Origin of the sequence: Bombiscardovia apis (genome assembly GCF_033095945.1) — a bacterium.
Classification (GTDB): domain Bacteria; phylum Actinomycetota; class Actinomycetes; order Actinomycetales; family Bifidobacteriaceae; genus Bombiscardovia; species Bombiscardovia apis.
Window position 1 is genome coordinate 14,881 of sequence record NZ_AP026800.1, and the last position, 22,824, is coordinate 37,704.

General features: G+C 51.9%; 14 protein-coding genes and 3 rRNA genes. 12 read left to right on the plus strand and 5 right to left on the minus strand.

The genetic code is table 11. The features are described from left to right. The first annotated feature begins 3 nt into the window (after window positions 1–3). The 3 genes from dcuC (at window position 4) to R8377_RS00065 (ending at window position 3,775) form a co-directional block, all read left to right on the plus strand. Window positions 4–1,437, plus strand: coding sequence for a C4-dicarboxylate transporter DcuC (dcuC, locus tag R8377_RS00055; RefSeq protein ID WP_317642937.1), 1,434 nt, complete (start codon window positions 4–6; stop codon window positions 1,435–1,437). Between the two features lie 275 nt (window positions 1,438–1,712). Continuing rightward, window positions 1,713–2,429, plus strand: a complete 717-nt coding sequence (locus tag R8377_RS00060) for a LytR/AlgR family response regulator transcription factor (protein WP_317642938.1) — start codon at window positions 1,713–1,715, stop codon at window positions 2,427–2,429. Further along, window positions 2,426–3,775 (plus strand): GHKL domain-containing protein, encoded by a 1,350-nt coding sequence (locus R8377_RS00065; protein WP_317642939.1) that lies wholly within the window; start codon window positions 2,426–2,428, stop codon window positions 3,773–3,775. The genes R8377_RS00060 and R8377_RS00065 overlap by 4 nt, the downstream gene beginning before the upstream one ends. A 61-nt stretch (window positions 3,776–3,836) precedes the next feature. Here R8377_RS00065 and R8377_RS00070 read toward each other — a convergent pair whose 3' ends face one another. The 4 genes from R8377_RS00070 to R8377_RS00085 all read right to left on the minus strand — a co-directional run bounded on the left by R8377_RS00070 (window position 3,837) and on the right by R8377_RS00085 (window position 11,441). Beyond that, window positions 3,837–4,883: a glycosyltransferase family 2 protein gene (locus R8377_RS00070; RefSeq protein ID WP_317643750.1), complete on the minus strand. Its 1,047-nt coding sequence runs from the start codon at window positions 4,881–4,883 to the stop codon at window positions 3,837–3,839. 147 nt (window positions 4,884–5,030) lie between these two features. Beyond that, window positions 5,031–5,726 (minus strand): hypothetical protein, encoded by a 696-nt coding sequence (locus R8377_RS00075; RefSeq protein ID WP_317642940.1) that lies wholly within the window; start codon window positions 5,724–5,726, stop codon window positions 5,031–5,033. Continuing rightward, window positions 5,719–8,148, minus strand: coding sequence for a glycoside hydrolase family 3 C-terminal domain-containing protein (locus R8377_RS00080; protein WP_317642941.1), 2,430 nt, complete (start codon window positions 8,146–8,148; stop codon window positions 5,719–5,721). Before R8377_RS00080 ends, R8377_RS00075 begins: the two co-directional genes overlap by 8 nt. Window positions 8,149–8,471: 323 nt before the next feature. Next, the gene (locus R8377_RS00085) at window positions 8,472–11,441 is read right to left on the minus strand and encodes a glycoside hydrolase family 3 protein (RefSeq protein ID WP_317642942.1); all 2,970 of its coding nucleotides are present in this window, start codon (window positions 11,439–11,441) and stop codon (window positions 8,472–8,474) included. A gap of 343 nt (window positions 11,442–11,784) precedes the next feature. Here R8377_RS00085 and R8377_RS00090 point away from each other — a divergent pair, with 343 nt between their 5' ends. The 5 genes from R8377_RS00090 (at window position 11,785) to R8377_RS00110 (ending at window position 19,473) form a co-directional block, all read left to right on the plus strand. Further along, window positions 11,785–12,741 carry an alpha/beta fold hydrolase gene (locus R8377_RS00090; RefSeq protein WP_317642943.1) on the plus strand — a complete coding sequence of 319 codons (957 nt, stop codon included), beginning with the start codon at window positions 11,785–11,787 and terminating at the stop codon, window positions 12,739–12,741. A gap of 414 nt (window positions 12,742–13,155) precedes the next feature. Next, a 16S ribosomal RNA gene (locus R8377_RS00095) occupies window positions 13,156–14,682 on the plus strand. A 391-nt stretch (window positions 14,683–15,073) separates the two neighbouring features. Next, window positions 15,074–18,146 (plus strand): 23S ribosomal RNA (locus R8377_RS00100). Between the two features lie 189 nt (window positions 18,147–18,335). Continuing rightward, a 5S ribosomal RNA gene (gene rrf, locus R8377_RS00105) occupies window positions 18,336–18,452 on the plus strand. Together the 16S, 23S and 5S rRNA genes form the textbook arrangement of a ribosomal RNA operon. Before the next feature lie 580 nt (window positions 18,453–19,032). Further along, on the plus strand, window positions 19,033–19,473 hold the full coding sequence (locus R8377_RS00110; protein WP_317642944.1) for a GNAT family N-acetyltransferase: 441 nt from the start codon (window positions 19,033–19,035) through the stop codon (window positions 19,471–19,473). Window positions 19,474–19,528: 55 nt separating this feature from the next. On the opposite strand, the gene R8377_RS00115 is transcribed toward R8377_RS00110, so the two are convergent. Next, window positions 19,529–19,900, minus strand: coding sequence for an NIPSNAP family protein (locus R8377_RS00115; RefSeq protein WP_317642945.1), 372 nt, complete (start codon window positions 19,898–19,900; stop codon window positions 19,529–19,531). A 164-nt stretch (window positions 19,901–20,064) separates the two neighbouring features. On the opposite strand from R8377_RS00115, the gene R8377_RS00120 reads away from it, so the two are divergent. From R8377_RS00120 to R8377_RS00135, 4 genes are read left to right on the plus strand one after another with little or no spacing between them, the layout of a single operon-like run. Further along, the gene (locus R8377_RS00120) at window positions 20,065–21,561 is read left to right on the plus strand and encodes a BglG family transcription antiterminator (protein ID WP_317642946.1); all 1,497 of its coding nucleotides are present in this window, start codon (window positions 20,065–20,067) and stop codon (window positions 21,559–21,561) included. Further along, the gene (locus R8377_RS00125; RefSeq protein WP_317642947.1) at window positions 21,558–21,998 is read left to right on the plus strand and encodes a PTS sugar transporter subunit IIA; all 441 of its coding nucleotides are present in this window, start codon (window positions 21,558–21,560) and stop codon (window positions 21,996–21,998) included. The genes R8377_RS00120 and R8377_RS00125 overlap by 4 nt, the downstream gene beginning before the upstream one ends. Continuing rightward, entirely contained in the window at window positions 21,995–22,462 is a 468-nt protein-coding gene (locus R8377_RS00130; protein ID WP_317642948.1) for a PTS sugar transporter subunit IIA, read from the plus strand. The genes R8377_RS00125 and R8377_RS00130 overlap by 4 nt, the downstream gene beginning before the upstream one ends. 31 nt (window positions 22,463–22,493) lie before the next feature. Next, window positions 22,494–22,805 carry a PTS fructose transporter subunit IIB gene (locus R8377_RS00135; RefSeq protein ID WP_317642949.1) on the plus strand — a complete coding sequence of 104 codons (312 nt, stop codon included), beginning with the start codon at window positions 22,494–22,496 and terminating at the stop codon, window positions 22,803–22,805. Window positions 22,806–22,824 lie beyond the last annotated feature (19 nt).

Below are 22,824 nucleotides of genomic sequence, written 5' to 3' on the forward strand. Positions count from 1 at the left end.
TACATGACCGCTGTTGCTTATATTGCAGCACTCCTAGCCGTTGCCGTGGTGGTATGGATGCTGATTAAGAAGATGGATATTAAGATATCCCTCTTCCTCATGGGCATTGTCCTTATGTATGTGGCCCTCTTTATGGGCAAGGAAATCTCCGTAGAAGGCTTCAAAACCACTGGCATCAAGTGGCTGGATCCTTTCCAGGCAGTTGCTGACCAGTTCTTGGGCACTCTCACTTCCGCTGGCTTTATCATCTTGATTTTGGGCGGCTACACCTCGTACATGTCCCATATTGGAGCCAACAAGGTAACTGTTTCGGTGCTGTCCAAGCCGATTATGAGGATTAAGTCCACTTATATCCTTGTTCCCATCACCTTCTTGCTAGGCAATCTCCTGTCTCTGATGATTCCTAGCGCTTCCAACCTCTCCATCATCCTTTTGGCAACGCTCTTCCCCATCCTGCGTCAGGCTGGCATGAGCACGCTCTCTGCCGGAGCCGTTATCGCCACCAGCGCCACCATCGTCCCCACTCCTCTAGGTTCGGACAACGTGGCAGTCGCCGGCATGCTGGCCAAGACCAGCCAGTTCTCAGGCTTGACCACCAGCGATTACGTCTTCCGCTATCATGCTCTGATTTCGATTCCTACCCTTATTGTCATTGCTGTGGTGCACTACTTCTGGCAGAAGTACCTCGACAAGAAGGCTGGCGGCGTCTCGCTGGAGCAGATTGATATTGAGACCGCTCAAGAGGCAGCACCCGAAGGCGGCAAGCTCTTCCGCACCGTCTACGCCCTGCTTCCCCTCCTGCCTATCTTCATTCTGCTGGCAGTCTTCGCAGGCAATGCCATCACTGGTTCCAAGGTCAACCTCTCGGTAGCGCTCGCCTCCATCCTCTCCTTCGTGGTAGCCGTGATTTGCGAACTTATCCGCAGTCGTCAGGGCCAGGAAACCCTCAAGGGCACTGATACCTTCTTCACCGGTATGGGTGGCGCTATGCCTATCGTCGCGCTCTTGGTAGCTGCTTCGATTTTCGTGGCCGGTCTGCAGTCTATCGGCATTATCGCCTCCCTCCAGGAAGTCATGAAGTCCACCAACGGTTCGGGTATGGGCTTCGTGCTCCCTCTCATCCTGGTGGCACTCACTGCCCTCATCGTGATTCTCTCCGGCTCTGGTACCGCTCTCTTCTTCGCTATGGTGCCGCTTATGGTTCCTCTGGCTGCGGCCGCTGGTATCAACGTGCTGGCTGTCTCCGTGCCTATGGGCTTGGCAGGCAACCTCTTGCGTGCGGTCTCCCCGGTCTCGGCAGTTATCATGATCGTCTCCGGCTCTATTAAGAAGAGCCCGATGGAGCTTGTCAAGCGCACATCTGTTCCTATGGTGGCGGGCTTGGTCTTCATGTTCGTGCTCTCTATGGTGGTATTCCTGCCTATGGGTACTGCCTGATTCCTAGCAATTCCCAAGGCGGCCGCAGCTTCATTGCTTGCGGTCGCCTTTTGCGTTTGGTGGGATGGAAACGAGGCGATCAGCAAGATGGTAAATCGACTGTAACGATGCTGTTATTCGTTTTGAATTTATCTTGTGCTCTTAAATAATTCCTCGTGTTTCTTCGGTTTGTATGGGATAATAAAGATGAGGTGCGGATCGTATGGAATGTTCCTAACGACTGTTGACCATGTGAATATGAAATGCCAATCAGTGCAGAGGGAGTATTTTAGTCAATGCGCGCAATTCGGGTGGCAGTCGTAGACGACGATCCAGCGAGCTGCCAACGCATAGCCAGCTACTTAGAGCGCTATTCGCTAGAGCAAGGTGAACACTTCGAGACAGCAACTTTCACCAATGGCCTAGAGTTCGTTGACGGTTATGCTCCCCTGTACGACATTCTTTTGCTAGACATACAGATGAAGCCAATAGATGGCGTGGAAGTAGCCCGTCAGGTGCGCCGCAAGGATCAGTCAGTAGTTATCGTATTCATTACTTCAGCACCCCAATACGCAATTAACGGTTACGAAGTGGGAGCACTCTCCTACTTACTCAAACCGCTCCCCTGGTTTGCGTTCAGTCAAGAAATTAAGCGTAGTATCGCTCAAGTGCGTGGGCGAGTAGAAGAATCTATTATTGTGGGTGAGGCTGGTAAATCTACTCGAGTGACCTTACATGACATTGTGTATGTAGAGTCGGTACGCCACACCAGCGTTATGCATACCCTCTCCCGAGATTTAACACTCAACACTGCACTGAAAGACTTGCAAAGCCAGCTCGAGAGTAAAGGCTTTTTCCGCTCGAACTCCTGCTATCTCGTCAATATGGCCCATGTTGTGGGCGTAGAAGACCAGGAGTCCATCATGTCTACCGGTGAGCATTTGCGCGTGAGTCGACCGCGTAAGAAGACTTTTCTAGAAGCGCTCGCCAGTTACATAGGCGGTCAAGAGTGAATACTCAAATTCTCAACGCACTACCAGATATCCCTCGGCTCTATACAGCCATAAGCGAGTGGGGCGCTTGCTTGGTATACCTTCTAGCAGCACGGCGAAGGGTACCGCTTGCGCGGACAGCGATTTGCCTGGTGGTTGGCCTCGCGGCTTTAATCGGTGTGCAATATTGGGCAGGCACACTCCCCCTTGCTTTTTGGCTTTTTAGCATGTGTATAGCTGTAGCCATGATGTATGCGCTCATAGTGCTTGGCTCTGGTGTATCGTCATTGAGTGGCCTATATTTAGTTGTCCGTGCGTTTGTGCTGGCAGAGCTGGCCGCTTCCCTTCACTGGCAGTTAGATTCCTTCTTCCGCTCTAAAATTAGCTCTCATTTCACTCTTGTCTCTCTTATTCTGTTGGTGTTCATATATGGAGCTTGCGGTTTAGCGGCGTGGGTTGCGGAAAAACGCAACTTCTCCAACGTTAATTTCCCTCTCCCCCGGCGCTCGGTCTTCATTTCATTAGTAATTGCAGTAGTTACGTTCGCTATGTCGAACTTAAGCTTCGTTTCCACAAACACACCTTTTTCCGGGCGTGTGGGTGTCGAAGTGTTCTATATTCGTACTTTGGTTGATTTGTGCGGTTTTGCTGTTTTGTATGCACAACAGGAGCAGCTGCGTCAGAATCAAGCAAATGCAGAATTGGCTTCCATCGATGCCCGTCTTGATAGTGAGCATCGGGAGTACCTGCGGTCCAAGGAAAATCTCGACGCTATGGCCCGTATCTCTCATGATTTAAAACACCAGATTGCTGCCTTACGGATGCAGTTGGATCCTGAGCTTAAATCCCATGATTTTGAGCAATTACAAGCCTTGGTTCAGCAGTATAGTTCCCAGCAACACACAGGCAATCCTGTTCTAGATGTAGTGCTTTCTACGAAGGAGCGCATTTGTGCTCAAGAGGGGATTAGCCTAAGTGTCGTTGCCGATGGCAGTCTGCTGGAGGGTATGAGTGCGATGGATGTTTCGACTCTTTTTGGTAACGCTTTAGACAATGCGATTGAGGCTCTGGAGCAGGTTGCAAACAAAGAAGAGCGGTTAGCTCGCATTGCGCTCTATGCCAGTGATCAGTTCGCGCTCATCCGTGTAGAAAACTATTTCACAACGGACTTATCGTGGCGCTCTGATGGCGAACTCAAGACCACAAAGCAGGGGGAGGGCTTGCACGGATATGGGGTGAAATCTATTCAACATATCGCGCACAAGTATGGGGGAGAGGTTTCGATTACGACGCAAGATCACTGGTTTAATCTGTGCGTCCTGCTCCCTCGGGTGCAAGGCAAACTCAGTCAAGTACACGGTGAATAGGCTTCCAAGGGCGCTGGGAAGGGTTAAGACCATAAAGAGGGAGTGGGGAAGTGGAAAGGTTCTAATTGAACCCCACAGCAGCTTCTGCGAGCTTATATCCTAAGCGTACAGCCAAGCGCCCAGGTTGGCCGGGCATATTGATAAGTTTACACAGCAGTGTGCGTTCTACGTCGCGAGCAATGTGTGGGCGGTTTGCTTCCATATTCCGCCAAAGCTGTTCTTTTGCCCTGTAATTTTCTGCTTGTTTAGACAAGATAAGAAAAACTGAAGTAACCGTGCAGTTGATGGATAGGTAGTGAATCATATACCGGTAGAGACCTTCCGGAACGCTGCCTTTCTCGGGTGTTGCTTGCACCATAAGAGCATTGACGAGCTGGAGCTGGTCAACTCTCGAAATCATCACTGCGGTCTCTACGGACTGCCCTGAGCGGCCGGTGTAATATCGATATAAATCTAAGTCCAAGTAGGTGAGTGTGCGCACGTAAGGAAGCGGTTGATACGAGTATATGAAATCGACGTAGAAAGTATGCTCGGGCAGGTGAGTCGCGGCCTCACGCAATACGTCGGTGCGGAAAATAAGCGCGTGCATAATCATATATTGCGCGATGCCAAATGGCTTGAGCTGATTCCACGTTAATAGTCGGCCTGGAGTCATTACGCTACGAAAATTCACCACGTGCTTGTGGGAGCGACCCTCTTTTTCGTACACATAGTTGCTTACAAACATGTCGACAGGGGAGGGCGTTTGGGCTTGTTGGCGCAAAATAGGCAGTAAACGTGCTAGGGAGTCCGCATCTACCCAGTCATCTGCATCGACGACTTTAATATATAAGCCACGGGCCTCTTTTAGTCCGGCATTGACTGCACCGCCGTGTCCTTTGTTGCTTTGGCTGATGACGTGTACAATCCCTGGCTGCTTGTGTGCCCAGCCATTTGCGAGTGCGGCCGTGGCATCCTGTGAACCGTCATCTACCACAATAACTTCAATGTCTGTAGCTTGACTGGAGAGCAGGGAACGCAGGCAGCGGTCAAGGTAATTGGCCATGTTATAGGCGGGAACAACGAAAGTAATCACGGGGGCCGCAGAGGGGCGTTCTGATGCAGTCATAGCTGCGCTGCTGACTGTGTGCGCTGTCTGAGTCATAGTGCCCTTTCTGCGCGGTTGCGCCGTGAAAGGGCTGCTACCGAACGTATGAAGTCTACTCTCTTTTTGCGCGGTAACAGCCCAGGCGGGTTGAAAATGGTGGGGTGAGGATTACTGCTTTACTGCTGACTTGCTTTGGACGGAATCATCGTCAGGTTCCTGCTTGAAGATGACCTTGAAGATGGGGTAGAAGACCCAGAAGGAGATGAGTGCGTTAATCATCATGGTTACGAAGTCTGCGATGGTCGTACCTGTGGTTCCCCAGCCCAAGCTGTTCTGGAAGAAGTTGTAGACCGGATCCTTATACCAGCCCTGTAATCCTGCCGCGACGATTGTGATAACAATATAGGCGATGAGATACCAAAAAGCTGCAACCCAAGGAGAGGAATTAGATTTGAAGGTCACATTGCGTTGAAGGAAGAAGTTGATAACTTGCGCAATGAGCAAAGTAATTTCTACCGCTAGGAAGTAGGCCAAGCCACCGCCACCGCCTTGGTTCATAGCTCCTGCAGCGTAGTCGAAGAGGTAGTAAGGTGTGCCACCGGTTGTGCCCATTCTCCAGAATTGGAAGGAGACGTTTACTAGAGAAGTGCCGTTAAATATGGCCTTCAAGACGGGCATCAAAACCAACTGCAAGATGGTGATACCGTTGGAAAGTACGGTGAAAACCACGAACTGGGCCAACTCGGGGTGGCGGGTACTAAACTGTTGCCACCAACGTACGGATGCGTGCTTAGAAACAGAGGCTTGGGCCTCACTGGCAGACTGCTTGGCTGCCGGGCTGGTGTTCTTGCTCTGTTCACTCATGGTTGAGTTCCTTTCTGGTGCGGCGGTTGGCCGAAGAATTGCGGAAGAATCCGGCAATAAATCCACCGATGCCCTTCCACGCGTGGCCATTCGGTATGCGAACGATTGCATCCACCATCTGCGTGCTGATCATGCCGTTGGTCATTTTGGCCATAGCCCTAGGAGGCATGTTGAGCACAAAGAGAGTATTGAGGTCAGGACTGCCGGTTTTTGCTTCCTGTTTGGTTTCGCGCTTGGTTAAGAACGATGCCACAAAGCGGGCTAGACCAGACTTCGAGTCTTTCCAAGAAGAGATTGGATCGTTTGGACCGAAGCTATCGAGCTTTCCTTGACGCACTACTGGGTATCCGAAGAGGGCGTTGAGCTCTTCTTCATTCACCTCTTTTACTTGGGCTTGCAGGTAGTGACCCAAAGCAGGTTCGGCCGGTTTGGGCTCTACACTACCTTCTATTTCCACTGGTGCGGAGAGCTCTATTCTGCGGGCATCAGAGCCCACCATCACGGTCCACTCGCCGCTTTCGCACTGCCAAGCATTACTGTCTGTGTCCCAGTGGCGGAAGGTGTACTGGTCAAAGCTTACCTGTACTTGCCGGGTTTCATGCGCATCAAGGGCTACCTTGGTGAAGCCTTTGAGCTCGCGTACTGGGCGCAATACTCCACCTTCGGGGGCGCTCACATATATTTGTACTACAGTAGCGCCGGGCTTATCTGAGTCATTAGTCACGTTCAAAGTGACACCTTGGCGGTCTGCACTCATGTTGGAGTAAGTAAAATGCGTGTAGGAGAGACCAAAGCCGAAGGGGAATCGCTCAGGCACATCCGCTGAGAGGTAATAACGGTAGCCCACGAAGGGGCCTTCTTTGTAGACCACATCGCGTTCAGTTTCCGGGTATGCATCCGAGGAAGGGCAGTCGTCGTATGCAATAGGCCATGTTTCAGCCAAGTGCCCTGAAGGGTTAACTTTGCCGGTCAGTAAGTTGAGGGTGGCTGAAGCGGAAGCTTGACCTGCGAGACCAATGTAGAGTAAGGATTCGCAGTTATCAATCCAGTCCGTACTTACTGGGGAACCCGCAACTAAGACCACTACGATTGGCTTACCCGTCTTATGCAAGGCGGTCAGAAGGTCGGTTTGCGCTTGAGGAATGTCCATTGTGGAGCGGTCTAATCCCTCAGACTCACTACGTTCATCGAGGCCTAGGCAGGCAACGATTATGTCTGCTCCACTGCTGGCCTGCACAGCCTCATCGATAAGTGCCTGATTGCGTTCGCCGTGGCGGTCATAACCTTGTGCGTAGGCTGCTAGCTCTAACCCGGTATTGTGCTCAGATTGCATGAGCTCAAGCAGGCTCTCTTCTTGGGTAGCGTTCACTTTGGAGGAGCCCGATCCTTGGAAACGCGGTGTTTTGGCCATGTCTCCCACAAGTGCAACCTTGCTGCCAGCAGCTAAGGGCAAGCAGTTGTTTTCATTGCGTAAGAGCACGGCTGAGCCTTCGGCAATGTGGCGAGCCACATCGTGATGCTTGCGCTGCTGCTCCTTGCTTAGCAGCCCTTCTCGGTTCATGTGAGGGTCATAGGTGAGTTTAGCTAATTTAGCCACTTCTTCAGCGCGAGCATTGAGGTCGCTCTCGGCTAATTCGCCAGATTGCACGGCTGCGACCAGCTGACGCATGGAGTCGAAACCAGCTTCCGGCATCTCTAGGGAAGAACCGTTGGCTGCTGCCGCGATGGCGCTGTTGGAACCTCCCCAGTCAGAGACCACCATGCCATCGAATCCCCATTCGTCGCGCAAAATGTCTTGAAGGAGATGCTTATTCTCGTTGGCATAGGTTCCATTAACCATGTTGTAAGAGGTCATCAAAGCCCAGGGGCGAGCCTGCCGTACTGCTATTTCAAAGCCAGTTAGGTAGAGTTCGCGCAGAGTCCGCTCGTCTACTACCGAGTTCGATGCCTGGCGTCGTAGTTCTTGGCTGTTCATGGCGAAATGCTTAGGAGTTGCGGCCACGCCTTGGGATTGAATGCCGCGAATCAGGCCCGCTGCCATGTGTCCTGCCACTTGGGGGTCTTCTGAATAATATTCAAAGTTTCGGCCGCACAAGGGGTTGCGTTTGATGTTCATACCCGGCCCGAGCACTACATTCACACCCAAGCTGCGAGCTTCCTCGCCTAAGGCCCGTCCCATGCTTTCAGCCAGTTCTGGATCCCACGAACAGGCCACAGTTCCGGCGGTTGGGAAGCAGGTAGCGGGCTTCGATTCGCCGATGCCTAAGTTATCGCCAGAACCCATCTGGCGGCGGAGTCCGTGGGGCCCGTCGCTCAAGACAAAGCTGTGAATACCGGCCCGCTCAATGCCGCGCGAGTCCCACATGGATCGCCCAGAGAGCAAGGAAGCTCGCTCTAGCAATGTCAGATCCTTGATTTTCATATTATCTCTTCCCCTTGCGGCCACTAACTGGTTGTCGTATAAGGCGGGATCTCTCTGGAACCCTCATCGCTTCCATAGTGTGGCCGTAGCCCATCATATATATGACGAGCTGGTCTGCACTATTATCTCCTCTCCATTATCCGTGGTCGTTGAAGCTTGATTGGGTCACTGTGCATAAATTGTCATTTCGTCTGCATAATCCGTATGATGATCGCATATAACACAGCGGGTGACACTCACTAAGTGGTGTCACCCGCTGTGCTGATAGGGCTGGGACGAAGCGTTAGCTTTTCTGATGTTTTCTAAATCGCCCTATGATGCGGTTATTTTTCGTTGTCGCTCTCTTGATTAGGCTGGCTTGTTAGTTCAACCTCGATAGGGTTGTCGGCTACCTGTTCCAAAACAGATAAATCAGCAGCTTTACGCCGGGCTTTGAACCGCTTGAGCGCTACCAATTCAGTCCAAATGACTAGCACGACAGTGAGTGCCCATACGGCATACATGGCCATACGCCATGCAGGGATTTTTACCTTGGGACTGCCGTCAGCATACATCCAGCTGTTGCCAGTTGTATACAAGATATTGTGGCAGGCTTCACGCATTGCCTTAACCGAGGTTGCTGACTGATCGGAAACATGGTTGGTCACGTTCAAGGTTGCCAACATCAGGTCGTTGCCGTTACGAATTTCTTGGTCAGCATTCTGGAAGAGATCATAGTTGCCGAAGTAATCAGTGACTACTGTTCCACGGAATCCCCACTCGTTGCGTAGAAGCTTCTTGAGAAGATCGCTGTTAGCGCCGCAGTAGAGAGATCCCAAATAGTTGAAACCGCTCATAGCGCCGGTAGCTCCACCGTCTTTGACACTCATCTCGAAAGGCCTTAGGAATATCTCACGCATAGCCTGCTCGTCGGCCCAAGTGCAGAGCATATTGGTACGGTTGGTCTCTTGATCGTTGAGTGCTAAATGCTTCATGTAAGCGTAGACACCGTGCTTTTGCGCACCACCAACTTCGTTAGAAGCCATAGTGCCAGCAAGAAGGCCATCTTCCGAGAAGTACTCAAAATTGCGGCCGCCGAAGGCTGAACGGTGCATGTTCATGGCTGGAGCGTACCAGCCAGTGATGCCCATGTCGTGCGCCATTTGCCCAATCATGTCACCGAAACGGCGAGCTAGCTCTGTGTTCCAAGTGCAAGCCAATGCGGTGGAGGAGGGGAAGCCGATAGAACCAATTTTGGTGAAATTGTTGTTCAATGCAGCTGGTCCGTCAGCGTCAATAAGCTTGGGCTTACCAATAGATTTGACGGGCGAAGTTCCAAAACCACCGTTGGCGATGAGGTTGTCCATATCTTTCACGGACAGCTGGTCAAGGAGTTCGTCCCACAAAGGATCGTCGTAAGACTTGCCGTAGAGATCAGAGAGCGTTACACCGTTTTTGGCTCCGGTGGTGGGCATCTTATCCGAGGCCTTGTCAAACTTCTTGGGATCGTAGTTGCCGTTGTTTACAAAGCGAGCCTTTACCGAGTCGCTCATTGACATACTTGCCGGAGCCGCAGTGGCCTTGGCATAGTTGGCGAAGTGACCGGCGCGGGACAGGTATGTCACGTTGTCTCCGCGAACGCTATCGAAGAGATTCGTTGCGGCCTTTTTGTCACCTGTGCGCAGCTTGTCAGAACCTTTTCCATCGTATGTAATGCTCTTGTCTATGGTTACATTTTTGCTGTCGAGAGCATGATGAGAGTCAGACTGGATGGAGATGGTATAGTCGCCTTCTTCCAAGACGTAAGACTTAGCATTGTGCTCGTCGTACGATGCCATGTCGGATTCGTTGAAGGAAACCGTGATGGTTTGTGATTCACCGGGCTGCAGCAACTTGGTCTTTTCGAAAGCCACGAGGTTGGTAGAGGCTTTTTCGATGCCGCCGTCAGTATAGGGAGCGCTGTAGTAGCTTTCAACAACATCCTTGCCGGCCTTGGAGCCTGTGTTGGTCACGCTTACATCAAAGGAAATCTTGGAATCCTTGTGGATAAGAGGTCCCATTTTTTGCTCGAATTTTGTGTACGACAGACCGTAACCGAAGGGGTAAAGAACCATGTCATCGTAGTTGATGATGCCCTCTTTGGCTGCTGTCTCATAAAAACGGTACCCAACATAGATGCCTTCAGAATAATTCACGAAGTGAGGTTCCACATCAAGCCCTGAGTATTCGCTCTTAATCTTGAACTCTGTGACGTTGTCGTAAGCAAAGTCGCCAAAATTGTTCCAAGTGGGGGATTGCTTGAGGTCTTTAATGAAGGTATCAGAGGTCTTGCCAGATGGATTGAGTTTACCTGTCAGCACCCGACCTAGAGAGGTGAAACCGTTCTGACCGGCCGGCGGGCACCATACCACAGACTTAATCTGAGGATAGGTTTGGAGGAAATCAAATTGGAAAGTGTTGGCTCCGTTGTATACCAGCGTGACTTTAGAGAAGTCTTTGGTAACCATATCGAGCATATTGCGCTCGCTTTGGCTTAGCTGTAAGTAATGCTCACCTTCTTTGAAGTCCGGGTATTGCTTGGAGTTGTCTGTGTAGGTCACATTCTTTGCCTTCATGTTTGTTGGCAAATCAGAACCTTCGCCACCTACACGGGCGATGACGACGATAGCTTGGTCTGAGAAGTTCTTAGCATCTGTAACGGCCTTGGAGGGGTACTGTTCCACTGGCAATTCGGGCAGGGACCAGTCAACCTCGAACATCCCGTTCTTAGGGCGCTTGTCGTTATATTTGGTATAAAGGGAGCTGAGCTCACTGTTGGTCTGTAGCCCAGCCTTTTTCATACCTTCCAGCAAAGAAACGGTCGGGTACTGATCGGAAATTGAGCCCGAACCCGATCCACCGTAAACTGGATTAGTGGAGCTCCAACCAAAGACGTTGATCTTCTTTGCGCTCAACGGCAGCGCCGAATCCTCGTTTTTCAGAAGGGTAATTGCCTCATTCTGGGTCTCTTCTGCGAGCGTGTTTGCGGCAGCCACGGTAGTGTCGCTTAGCTTACGCTTTTCGACACTGGTGTTGTCCATAATGGTTGCCATGGGGCCAGTAAGCATAAGAGATACTGCCACGACTGTTCCCGTTAAGGCCACGATCCATGATTCGGAATGGATAAGTTTGCGGTTAGCTACTTGCTTTACGGTACGTTTGTTTACCGCGATGGTGGCGATGATTGCCAAGATGAGTAGAACGCCGATGGCCACAAATTCTGGTATCAGCGACTTCAAAACAGCAAATACATCGCTCATATTGATGTCGAGCATGTTCGGTGTTGTGCTTTCTTTTCTGCGCTAAAGCTACAAGTGTATGCTTCGTTCCTCGAAGCGCACCACCCAGGTTGAAAGTCGCAACCGACCTGTCTCCCGAGCGAGGCGTAACGGCCTTTAGCGACGCCGACACACCTTTATGTCAAGATTCATTACAACGCATCCGTCTCTACTTTTTCTAGTTGAATTCATAACCTGTTGTTTTTATTTCCTAATTTGTTGTTTTTGCATGTCGTCATATTTTGTATGTCGCGGAGGAGCTTCGCTGACTGGCACAAATGCCGATTCCCTTGTGCTAAGTGTGCTAGTTTGTTTTCTGAGAGGCATCAAGGAGGTTGCTATGCGCGTTACCTATAAACCGTTTGCGGCGCACGACGAGTTTGGTCGTCCTCTGCCTCCGTCTCGTTCTGTTCTGTACAGTACTTCTATCAATGGCACCCGCTTAGTGTTCTCCATGAATCCGGCTCCGCAGCGGGCTCCTATTCTCTTATACCTGCATGGGGGACCGGGTAGCGCGAGTATTCCTTTAACGCAGCGCTACAATGCGGCTCTTGAGCAGCGGTTCCGTTTTATTAATGTTGATCAGCGTGGCTGCGGCTTGTCTTATTACCCTTTCCGGGCTGGCGAAGATATCACCATAGCTCTTATGCTGAGCGATGTGGTGACTTTCATTCAACGCTTGCGAAAAGCCTACCCACGAGTTCCTATTACTGTATTGGGTCATTCTTGGGGCAGTGTTTTGGGGCTAGAGATAGCTCGCCAGTATCCTGAACTTATTCGGCGTTTCATCGGTGTCGGGCAAGTTATCGACATGAATGCTAGTCATAGGGCACGTTCCCATTCGGCATCCGGTTTAATGCCGTCGCGGTTAGGCAAGCTTTTGGGTTCAGAAAGTGCGTTGGCCGATGTGCTCTTGTATGTTGGCGAACTGGGAGAGGTAGGCATAGCGAAGGGGCTGTGTCGAGATGTTGCCAGAAGTTCGACTTTCTTACAGTCATCGGATTACGGGTGGCGGGGGATAAAAGGCCTGCTTTTAGGGTCGAGTCAGTCGCACGCTCGTTTAGATGAAGAGTTGGATGCAGTTGATTTTTCGTCGGTTCGTTCTTTTGACGTGCCCGTCGCTTTTGTGGAAGGCCGTTTCGACCGTCACTTACCGAGTTACTTAGTGGAGCAGTATGCCCAGGGTTTGAGCAGTCAACATGATTTAGTGTGGTTTGAACACTCGGCTCATTGCCCGCAGTGGGAGGAGCCTAGTCGTTTTGCTCAAGTAGTGGAGAAGCTGTGTCGCGAAAAATAGGCTAAACACGCCGGTTGTTAAGTTTTTTGGGTGTGATTCACAGTGCTGTGCGGGCTAAACAGAGCAGAGTAGGGAAAGTATGACACGCCGCTAATCCTATATTTTACAAGGGTTTCTGGAGGGCTACTTGCATCTGACTTCGATTTCGTGTAAGTTTATCTCTTGCTGCCGCTCAGCAGTGAGAAATCTTCGAGATAGCTTCCTAGCTGGGTGTGTGACTGTGGTTTGAGAACTCAATAGTGTGTTTGTACTACTTTTTATAGTTTTTTATTGTCAGTCTGACGCTGGCCTACGTTTGTAGGTACATGAGAGTGTTTAATTGGTGTCGGGTTTATTTGTGGGGCCAATCTCCTTTTTGGGGGTTGGTTCTTGTCAGTTTTATAGAAGAGTCATTAGATTGGCCTTTTACATTTTTTTGTGGAGGGTTTGATTCTGGCTCAGGATGAACGCTGGCGGCGTGCTTAACACATGCAAGTCGAACGGGATCCAAGCAGCTTGCTGTTTGGTGAGAGTGGCGAACGGGTGAGTAATGCGTGACTAACCTGCCTCATACTTTGGAATAGCTCCTGGAAACGGGTGGTAATGCCGAATGTTCCAACTTTTCGCATGGAGAGTTGGGAAAGGGTTTACTGGTATGAGATGGGGTCGCGTCCTATCAGCTTGTTGGTGGGGTGATGGCCTACCAAGGCTTCGACGGGTAGCCGGCCTGAGAGGGTGACCGGCCACATTGGGACTGAGATACGGCCCAGACTCCTACGGGAGGCAGCAGTGGGGAATATTGCACAATGGGCGAAAGCCTGATGCAGCGACGCCGCGTGCGGGATGACGGCCTTCGGGTTGTAAACCGCTTTTAGCAAGGAGCAAGCGAGAGTGAGTGTACTTGTTGAATAAGCGCCGGCTAACTACGTGCCAGCAGCCGCGGTAATACGTAGGGCGCAAGCGTTATCCGGATTTATTGGGCGTAAAGAGCTCGTAGGCGGTTTGTCGCGTCTGGTGTGAAAGTCCACTGCTTAACGGTGGATTGGCGCCGGGTACGGGCAGGCTAGAGTGCAGTAGGGGAGACTGGAATTCCCGGTGTAACGGTGGAATGTGTAGATATCGGGAAGAACACCAATGGCGAAGGCAGGTCTCTGGGCTGTTACTGACGCTGAGGAGCGAAAGCGTGGGGAGCGAACAGGATTAGATACCCTGGTAGTCCACGCCGTAAACGGTGGATGCTGGATGTGGGGCCCGTTCCGCGGGTTCTGTGTCGGAGCTAACGCGTTAAGCATCCCGCCTGGGGAGTACGGCCGCAAGGTTAAAACTCAAAGAAATTGACGGGGGCCCGCACAAGCGGCGGAGCATGCGGATTAATTCGATGCAACGCGAAGAACCTTACCTGGGCTTGACATGTTCCTGATTGCTGCAGAGATGTGGTTTCCCTTCGGGGCAGGTTCACAGGTGGTGCATGGTCGTCGTCAGCTCGTGTCGTGAGATGTTGGGTTAAGTCCCGCAACGAGCGCAACCCTTGTCTCGTGTTGCCAGCGGGTTATGCCGGGAACTCACGAGAGACCGCCGGGGTTAACCCGGAGGAAGGTGGGGATGACGTCAGATCATCATGCCCCTTACGTCCAGGGCTTCACGCATGCTACAATGGCCGGTACAGCGAGATGCGACATAGTGATATGAAGCGGATCTCTTAAAACCGGTCTCAGTTCGGATTGGAGCCTGCAACTCGGCTCCATGAAGGCGGAGTCGCTAGTAATCGCGGATCAGCAACGCCGCGGTGAATGCGTTCCCGGGCCTTGTACACACCGCCCGTCAAGTCATGAAAGTGGGTAGCACCCGAAGCCGGTGGCCTAACCAGTTTTCTGGGGGGAGCCGTCTAAGGTGAGACTCGTGATTGGGACTAAGTCGTAACAAGGTAGCCGTACCGGAAGGTGCGGCTGGATCACCTCCTTTCTACGGAGATTTTAAATTCCTCTTCCTGTTTGGTTGGGGTCGTGCTCACAACGGTCACTGTTTGGTGGTTGGGTGTGGGTGTACTGATGCGGAAAGATAAGAAGCTGTGTGGTATGGGCATGCTGTTGGGTTCCCGGACTGCTGTTTTGGTGGTCGGGTTTCTGCTCATGATTGACTGTTTCACTGTTTGGTGTTGTGGTTGGTTGTGGTGTGGTGGTGGTTTGAGAACTGGATAGTGGACGCGAGCAAGCGAACATTTATTGTTTGTTTGTTGTATGATTTTTTTCGCCGGGCTCTGTTTAATGGAGTCTGGTTGATTGCTTGTAGTGATCTTGATTGTTGTGTTGATTGTAGTCTGATAGGTTGTGTGTTGTTATTGGTGATTGGTGTTGTGGTTACTGGTAAGGGCGCATGGTGGATGCCTTGGCAGACAGGACCGATGAAGGACGTGTGGGGCTGCGTTAAGCCTCGGGGAGCTGCCGACAGAGCTTTGATCCGAGGATGTCCGAATGGGGAAACCCACCAGCTGTTATGGGCTGGTACCGCCGTTGTGCGGGGGGTACGCAGGGAAGTGAAACATCTCAGTACCTGCAGGAAAAGATATTCCGTGAGTAGTGGCGAGCGAAAGCGGAGGATGGCTAAACCAGTGTTGTGTGATACCCGTCGGGGGTTGCGATGTTGGTGTTGTGGGATGACTTGTCTAGGGGCCGACGCTTCTAGCAGTAGTGATAAAACCGTGTGTGAGATGAACAGGATTGAATACCTGGCCGGAGAGGGTGATGGCCCCGTAGTTGGTTGCATATGGTCTACTGATAGTTATTCCCGAGTAGCGCGGGACTCGTGGAATCTCGTGTGAATCTGCCCAGACCGTTGGGTAAGCCTGAATATGCCTGTTTGACCGATAGTGAACGAGTACCGTGAGGGAAAGGTGAAAAGTACCCCGGGAGGGGAGTGAAATAGTTTCTGAAACCGTGTGCTTACAATCCGTCAGAGCCTCTTTTGGGGGTGATGGCGTGCCTATCGAAAAATGAGTCTGCGAGTCAGTGATGCGTGGCGAGACTAACCCGTGTGGGGGAGTCGTAGCGAAAGCGAGTCTGAAATATGGCGTTTGAGTTGCGTGTTCTGGACCCGAAGCGGGATGATCTAGCCCTGAGCAGGTTGAAGCGCGGGTAAGGCCGCGTGGAGGACCGAACCCACTTAGGTTGAAAACTGAGGGGATGACTTGGGGTTAGGGGTGAAAGGCCAATCAAATTCCGTGATAGCTGGTTCTCTCCGAAATGCATTTTGGTGCAGCGTCATGTTAATTGTTTCCAGGGGGTAGAGCTACCAGATGCCTGAGGGCCCTTGTGGGGTACCGAGGGCAGCTGAACTCCGAATACCTGTGAAGTGTATCGTGGCAGTGAGTCGGCGGGGGATAAGCTCCGTCGTCGAAAGGGAGACAGCCCAGATCGTCGTTTAAGGTCCCTAAGTGTGTGCTAAGTGGGAAAGGATGTGGAGTCGCATAGACAGCCAGGAGGTTGGCTCAGAAGCAGCCATCCTTGAAAGAGTGCGTAACAGCTCACTGGTCTAGTGGCTCCGCGCCGACAATGTAGCGGGGCTTAAGCACACCACCGAAGACGCGGCAACAGCCGTTTGGTTGTTGGGTAGGAGAGCGTTCTGCACGGGGTGAAGCAGCGGTGTAAACCTGTTGTGGACTGTGTGGAAGTGAGAATGCAGACATGAGTAGCGAAAGGCGGGTTAGAATCCCGTCCGCTGAATGACTAAGGGTTCCAGGGCAACGTTCGTCGTCCCTGGGTGAGTCGGGTCCTAAGGCGAGGCCGACAGGCGTAGTCGAATGGATGAACGAGTTGATATTCTCGTACCGGCATGCATGCGTCAAGCTTGAACTATGGAAGCTGAGTCTTCATGATGGTGGCAATGGTTTTCGGATTGTTGTTTATTGTTGTGGTTCTTGGTGGATGTGGGGATGGCAGCGTGGGAGTGACACAATGAGAGAGCCGGACTGCGGTGGTGGTTATCCGTGGTTAAGCGTGTGGCGTGTCAGATAGGTAAATCCGTCTGGCTTGTACGTGAGGCGTGATGATGGGCAGCGTAATGTTGCGATATCCGGTGTGTCTTGTTGTCGAGAAAACCTTCAACGTGAGTGTGTATACCGCCCGTACCCTAAACCGACACAGGTGGTCAAGTAGAGTATACTAAAGCGATCGAGTTAATCCTGGTCAAGGAACTCGGCAAATTGCTCCCGTGCCTTCGGCATAAGGGAGACCCTTGGGGGTGAAGCATCTTGCATGTGGAGCTTTTGGGGGTGGCACAAGCCAGGGGGTAGCGACTGTTTACCAAAAACACAGGTGCATGCGAAGGCGTAAGCCGCTGTATATGCACTGACGCCTGCCCGGTGCCGGAAGGTTAAGAGGATCCGTTAACATCTTCGGGTGTGAAGCGGTGAATTTAAGCCCCGGTAAACGGCGGTGGTAACTATAACCATCCTAAGGTAGCGAAATTCCTTGTCGGGTAAGTTCCGACCTGCACGAATGGCGTAACGACTTCCCCACTGTCTCGACCAGGAACTCGGCGAAATTGCAGTACGAGTAAAGATGCTCGTTAAGCGCAGAAGGACGAAAAGACCCCGGGACCTTTACTATACCTTGGTATTGGTGTTAGGCAACGACTGTGTAGGATAGACGGGAGACTGTGAAGCATGGGCGCTAGCTTGTGTGGAGTTGCAATGTGAAATACCGTTCTGTTGTTGTCTGGCTTCTAACCTCGACTAGTTATCCTAGTCAGGGACAGTGCCTGGCGGGTAGTTTAACTGGGGCGGTTGCCTCCTAAAGAGTAACGGAGGCGCTCAATGGTTCCCTCAGCCCGGTTGGCAATCGGGTTACGAGTGTAATCGTATAAGGGAGCTTGACTGTGAGAGTGACGGCTCGAGCAGGGACGAAAGTCGGAGATAGTGATCCGGTGCCGGCGTACGGACGCGGCATCGCTCAACGGATAAAAGGTACCCCGGGGATAACAGGCTGATCATTCCCAAGAGTCCATATCGACGGGATGGTTTGGCACCTCGATGTCGGCTCGTCGCATCCTGGGGCTGGAGCAGGTCCCAAGGGTTCGGCTGTTCGCCGATTAAAGCGGCACGCGAGCTGGGTTCAGAACGTCGTGAGACAGTTTGGTCTCTATCCTCTGCGCTCGTTGGAATCTTGAGGAGACCTGCCCATAGTACGAGAGGACCTGGGTGGACGAACCTCTGGTATGCCGGTTGTCACGCCAGTGGCACGGCCGGTTAGCTACGTTCGGATGGGATAACCGCTGAAAGCATCTAAGCGGGAAGCCCCCTCCAAGATAAGGATTCCGTACACGCTTTGACGTGTGTGAGGCCCCATGTAGAACACGTGGTTGATAGACCGGATGTGGAAGCTCTGTAAGGGGTGAAGCTGACCGGCACTAATGGCTGAGGGTAATCACAATCCCACGCTCTTGTTTGGGTGTGGTTCAGTAAGAGCATTATTTCTATCAGATGATACTGGTTGATATGAGTATCAAGGTCGTTCTGCGGGCAGTCATGAAATAGTGAAAAGTTGTCATACTTTGCGTCTACTAGCCGGTTCTCTTACCAGCACCCAGTGGCCAGTGGTTATTGGTTATAATTAAAGATTTGCGGTGGTCATAGCCTGGGGGAAACGCCCGGTTCCATTCCGAACCCGGAAGCTAAGGCCCAGCACGGCAATGGTACTGCACTCGGAAGGGTGTGGGAGAGTAGCACACCGCCGCATCACACGTTAAGGAGAGGTCCTATCAGACAACACGTTTGGTAGGACCTCTCCACATATATGAGTGTGTTTGGGTATGTGAGTTGTAGATGAACTGTTTGTAGTGGTGTGAGTGTAAGTAGTGTAGGTCCGATATGTAGGTTCATGAGTGTGGGCGTGTGTGCGGGCTTGTGGGCTGCTTTGAATGGTCTTAGGTGTGGTGTGTTATCCGTATTGAGGTGAGGGTGAGTGGGACTTTGGTGTTGATTCTTTTGAGTCATTGTGAGCGTTTTACTTAGTCGGCTTTCTTTGGTGTGTGTATGCCTCGTTACTGCGTCATGTTTGGTAAGGCCTTCTGGTGTGTGTATGTTTTACCACTGTCTACTTGTGAGCACAGACACGAGCTAATACCCACTCACACAACCCAACACACAAGCCTTCCGTATGCGTACACACCACAACACCTAATGCTGACGCAGGTAGGCGGAAGCTGAGTATGTAATTACCTGAGCTGTTTATTGTTCTTACTTTGCTGTGATGGAAGCGTTCTGATAGTGTTTGGATGAATACTGGTTGGGTCGGTGAAACGGCGAAAGGGACTGCAATGGTGCGTTTGGAAGCGATTACTAAGGATAACTTCTTCCCTGTGCTGGAGCTGAAGCGGCCGGAGGGGGAAGGGTACGTACCGGATAATGCCTTGTCTATCGCAGAAGCTTGGCTGTACCGGAATGAGGGCACCAGCAATCCTCGGGCTATGTATGATGACGACAAACTCGTTGGTTTTGTGATGACGCATGATTCAGCAGACAAGCCAGTGCGCGATATATGGAGAATCCTCATACCCGAGGAATTTGCCAATAAAGGGTATGGGAGCCAAGCCTTACGCATTCTGATAGACGAGGCTACTGCTGACGAGGCCATCGAGCAGCTGAAGATTTCCTATATGCCTGGGAATGACCGCGCTGAGCATGTGTACCGCAAAGCTGGTTTTGTGCCCAATGGTGAGAAGGATGGCGAGGAAATCGTTATGGAGTATCGTTTTTGAATCTTGATATTGAAAAGCCCCGCCGGGCAGAACTCGGCGGGGCTTTTTTTTATTGCTATTTAAGGAAATCAGCGGACTCTACGATACAGGGTTCGACGCTCACAATGGAATCCATCGGGAAACCCTCCATGTCTGAGTGGAATTCCGGGCTATGCATATATGCTTCGTCTGCTGCTTGAATGTCAGAGCCATCGGGATATGTGCAGATAGCGATGACTTGGTGGTTCGCCTTGTTGAGGAAGACATGGTCGACGCCAATGCCGTACTTGGACAGGCTTCCTATATGACGCTCCCAATGGACACGGAAATAGGTCTCAGCGCTGGCTTCATCGGATAAAGTATAAGTCCTTAATTCGTATTGCATACTCTCACCATAGATGACTGCGATGAAAGCAGATCGCTTTGGTTGAGCTTGTGTGCAGACCATACACCTTGCGCGTGTACTAAGTGGGCCACAGGAGCTTTTCAAGGGGTATGGAGATTCGCTCACAGTGGGAAGAATGTCCGTTAGCTAAGGAACTGATTATGTACGAGGAAGCCCGTATTTCCGCCGTTCTCTCGGTAATCTGGAATAAGTAAGGAGGCTGGACGATGATGACCGACATGAAGCGATCTTTGGTTGAGTATTTGCTCAACCGGCGCGATTATGTGCGCGGATCCGAGTTGTCTGATGCCCTTAAGGTCTCAACCAAAACAATCTCTCGTCTTGTAAAACAGGTCAATACCCAGTATCGGGAACCAGTGGTCGAATCCATGCGCGGCCGCGGCTACCAGCTCAACGTAGACCGCTATCTGCGCTATAACCGTGGACACAAGCAGGGCGACATTGACGTAAGTCGGCTCACTTCGGTGGAGCGACGCGACGAAATCATCAAACATCTGCTCATGACAGCCCCTCACCGTTACCGGCTCGAAGACCTGTGGGGCAAATACTGCATTAGCGACTCCGCAATGGCCACAGACTTGCGCTCCCTGCGCATGCTGCTTGACAAGTTCCAGCTCTCCCTAGAGCGCACCTCCGGCTACGTGTGGGTCGAAGGCAGCGAAGCCAACATTCGCAAGGCGATTACCGGTCTCTTTTCTTACGATGCGGGCGAAGACTCCGGGCGATTCATTCAGCCTAACCACCGAGTGCAGCAGCGTGACGCGGCGTTAGTGAACCACCAGCTGGACTTGATTGAGCAGCTGATCCACGCCGAAATTCCTTACCCCTATCGGGTTAACATTTTTACCCACCTCTACATTATGATTGAACGCTACCGGGTGGTGGGCAGCTTGATGGACGGCGAGAGCACGCCCGAGATGCGCAAAGCCTTGGACGAGCACAGCAAGATTGCGAACGTGTGCAAAAGTGTAATTGACAATCTTAACGCCTACCTCAACGCTAAACTGCCCGAAGTAGAGATCTACTACCTTTACCAGTACTTAACGTCCTCACGTATCGACGACCGTCAGCCCGAGCCAGACACTGCGCAAATGCCGCAAATGGTGGGAGACCTCACCCATTACCTCATCGACAGGGTCACAGCAGACCCGCATTATGAGGGTATCGACCAGCAAGCGCTGTTCGCCAGTCTTTCCCAACACATGAAGCCCCTGCTCAACCGCCTACAAAACAACATCAAGGTTAACAACAACCTCTTAGAGCAAATCCGCTTAGAATACCCAGACCTCTTTGAAGCGGTGAAAAGTGCCAGCGAGCAGTCCGTGGAGCGCTTCGATCTCAACCCTATTGACGATGCCGAAGTAGGTTTCATCACCGTTTACTTCGCGCAAGCGGTAGAAAATATGCGCATTCCGGTAGACATTCTGCTGGTCTGTACGACGGGCTTAGGCACTGCCCAGCTCCTCCAAGCCAAGATTGAAAAGCGTTTCTCTGGGCTCCACATCGTGGAAACCGTGGCCACTCGCGACTTGCAGGGCACGCTCTCCCTACACCCGGAAGTGGAATTGGTGGTCTCTACCGTAGGCCTACCAGAAAGCATTACTGTACCTACCCTCGTGGTCTCCGCCATGCTCACGATTGAAGACCAAGAGCGGCTAGAACGTAAGGTAGACCAGCTGCGCAGGCAGGGGGCCAACCGATGAAATGGCTCATAGTTTGGGAGCCTGAGTCGGCTGCCCACATACGAAGCAAAGCAGATCTTTTCGCTTGGATTGCCGCTTACTCCCAAAAGCAAGGGCTGGTGGCCGATGCGCATGAAGTGCCGGAATTGCTGCAAGAGCGCGAAAACATTGGCAGCACGCTCGTCAGCGATCAACTAGCCAACCCCCACTTGCAAAGCGACACCGTGTTGCACAGCGCCGTCATCATGATCAAACTAACCCAGTCCATAGGCGGTTGGGAGGGCGCTGAGGCTATCGAGCGCTTTATTGTGACACTTTTGCCTACCCAGCCCGCGCTCGCAGATGTGGCAGCGCTGCGCCAATGGTATCGAAAACTTGCTGACAGCAGGGTGTCGAGCGCACTCGGCAGCGGTCAGCGCGAAGATGTACGCCAAATCATAGATATGGAAAGGGAATGACAGTGGAAACTGAATCACTCAGTGAAGCCATCGACCGCAAGGCCATCGTAACGGGCCTGCAAGTGGAGACCAAAGAAGAGGTCTTCGCTAAGCTGGCTGAGCTTTTGCACCAGCAGGGGAACGTCGACTCAGTCAGCGAGTTTATCGATGCCATTCACGAGCGCGAAGCACAGGGAGCCACCGGCATTGGGGGGCACGTAGCCATTCCCCACGGACGTTCCGACACTGTGAAGCGCAATGCCATCGCCATCGCCATTCTCGACCACGAAATCCCCTGGGAGTCGCTCGACGACACCGGAGCCAAAGTGGTGGCCCTCTTCGCTGTGGGCGCTGACGATGAAGGCTCCCAGCAGCACCTCAAGCTACTTTCGCAGTTTGCCCGCAAGCTCGCAAAAGATGATGTGACACAAGCCCTGTTGAAAGCCCAGACCGTGGACGACGTGGTCGAGGCCCTGAACAAGTAAAGCGCGAAAGCGGCATAAGAAGGAGAACAGTATGAAGATTGTAGGCGTGAGTGCGTGCACTATTGGAATTGCACACACATATTTGGCCCAGCAGAAGTTGGAAGACGCTGCCAAAGCTGCGGGAGACGACATCAAGGTCGAAACCCAGGGCACGATTGGCATCGAAAACGAGTTGAGCCAAGAAGACATTGCCGCCGCTGACATTGTGATTTTAGCTGTTGACATCAAAATTGCCAACGAAGAGCGCTTCGAAGGCAAGAAAGTAGTAAAGGTCTCTACCGACACCGCAATTAAGTCTCCCAACAAGCTCATTGCCAAGCTGCATGAGATTGCTGGGAAGTAGTCCATTAACTAGACAAGGA

Bases quoted from the DNA above. Each gene is read 5' to 3' on its own strand.
- R8377_RS00080 (WP_317642941.1), bottom strand. From the start codon at position 8,148: ATGAAAATCAAGGATCTGACATTGCTAGAGCGAGCTTCCTTGCTCTCT.
- R8377_RS00070 (WP_317643750.1), bottom strand. From the start codon at position 4,883: ATGACTGCATCAGAACGCCCCTCTGCGGCCCCCGTGATTACTTTCGTT.
- R8377_RS00135 (WP_317642949.1), top strand. From the start codon at position 22,494: ATGAAGATTGTAGGCGTGAGTGCGTGCACTATTGGAATTGCACACACA.
- R8377_RS00085 (WP_317642942.1), bottom strand. From the start codon at position 11,441: ATGCTCGACATCAATATGAGCGATGTATTTGCTGTTTTGAAGTCGCTG.
- R8377_RS00125 (WP_317642947.1), top strand. From the start codon at position 21,558: ATGAAATGGCTCATAGTTTGGGAGCCTGAGTCGGCTGCCCACATACGA.
- R8377_RS00075 (WP_317642940.1), bottom strand. From the start codon at position 5,726: ATGAGTGAACAGAGCAAGAACACCAGCCCGGCAGCCAAGCAGTCTGCC.
- R8377_RS00060 (WP_317642938.1), top strand. From the start codon at position 1,713: ATGCGCGCAATTCGGGTGGCAGTCGTAGACGACGATCCAGCGAGCTGC.
- dcuC (WP_317642937.1), top strand. From the start codon at position 4: ATGACCGCTGTTGCTTATATTGCAGCACTCCTAGCCGTTGCCGTGGTG.
- R8377_RS00130 (WP_317642948.1), top strand. From the start codon at position 21,995: ATGACAGTGGAAACTGAATCACTCAGTGAAGCCATCGACCGCAAGGCC.
- R8377_RS00120 (WP_317642946.1), top strand. From the start codon at position 20,065: ATGATGACCGACATGAAGCGATCTTTGGTTGAGTATTTGCTCAACCGG.
- R8377_RS00090 (WP_317642943.1), top strand. From the start codon at position 11,785: ATGCGCGTTACCTATAAACCGTTTGCGGCGCACGACGAGTTTGGTCGT.
- R8377_RS00115 (WP_317642945.1), bottom strand. From the start codon at position 19,900: ATGGTCTGCACACAAGCTCAACCAAAGCGATCTGCTTTCATCGCAGTC.
- R8377_RS00110 (WP_317642944.1), top strand. From the start codon at position 19,033: ATGGTGCGTTTGGAAGCGATTACTAAGGATAACTTCTTCCCTGTGCTG.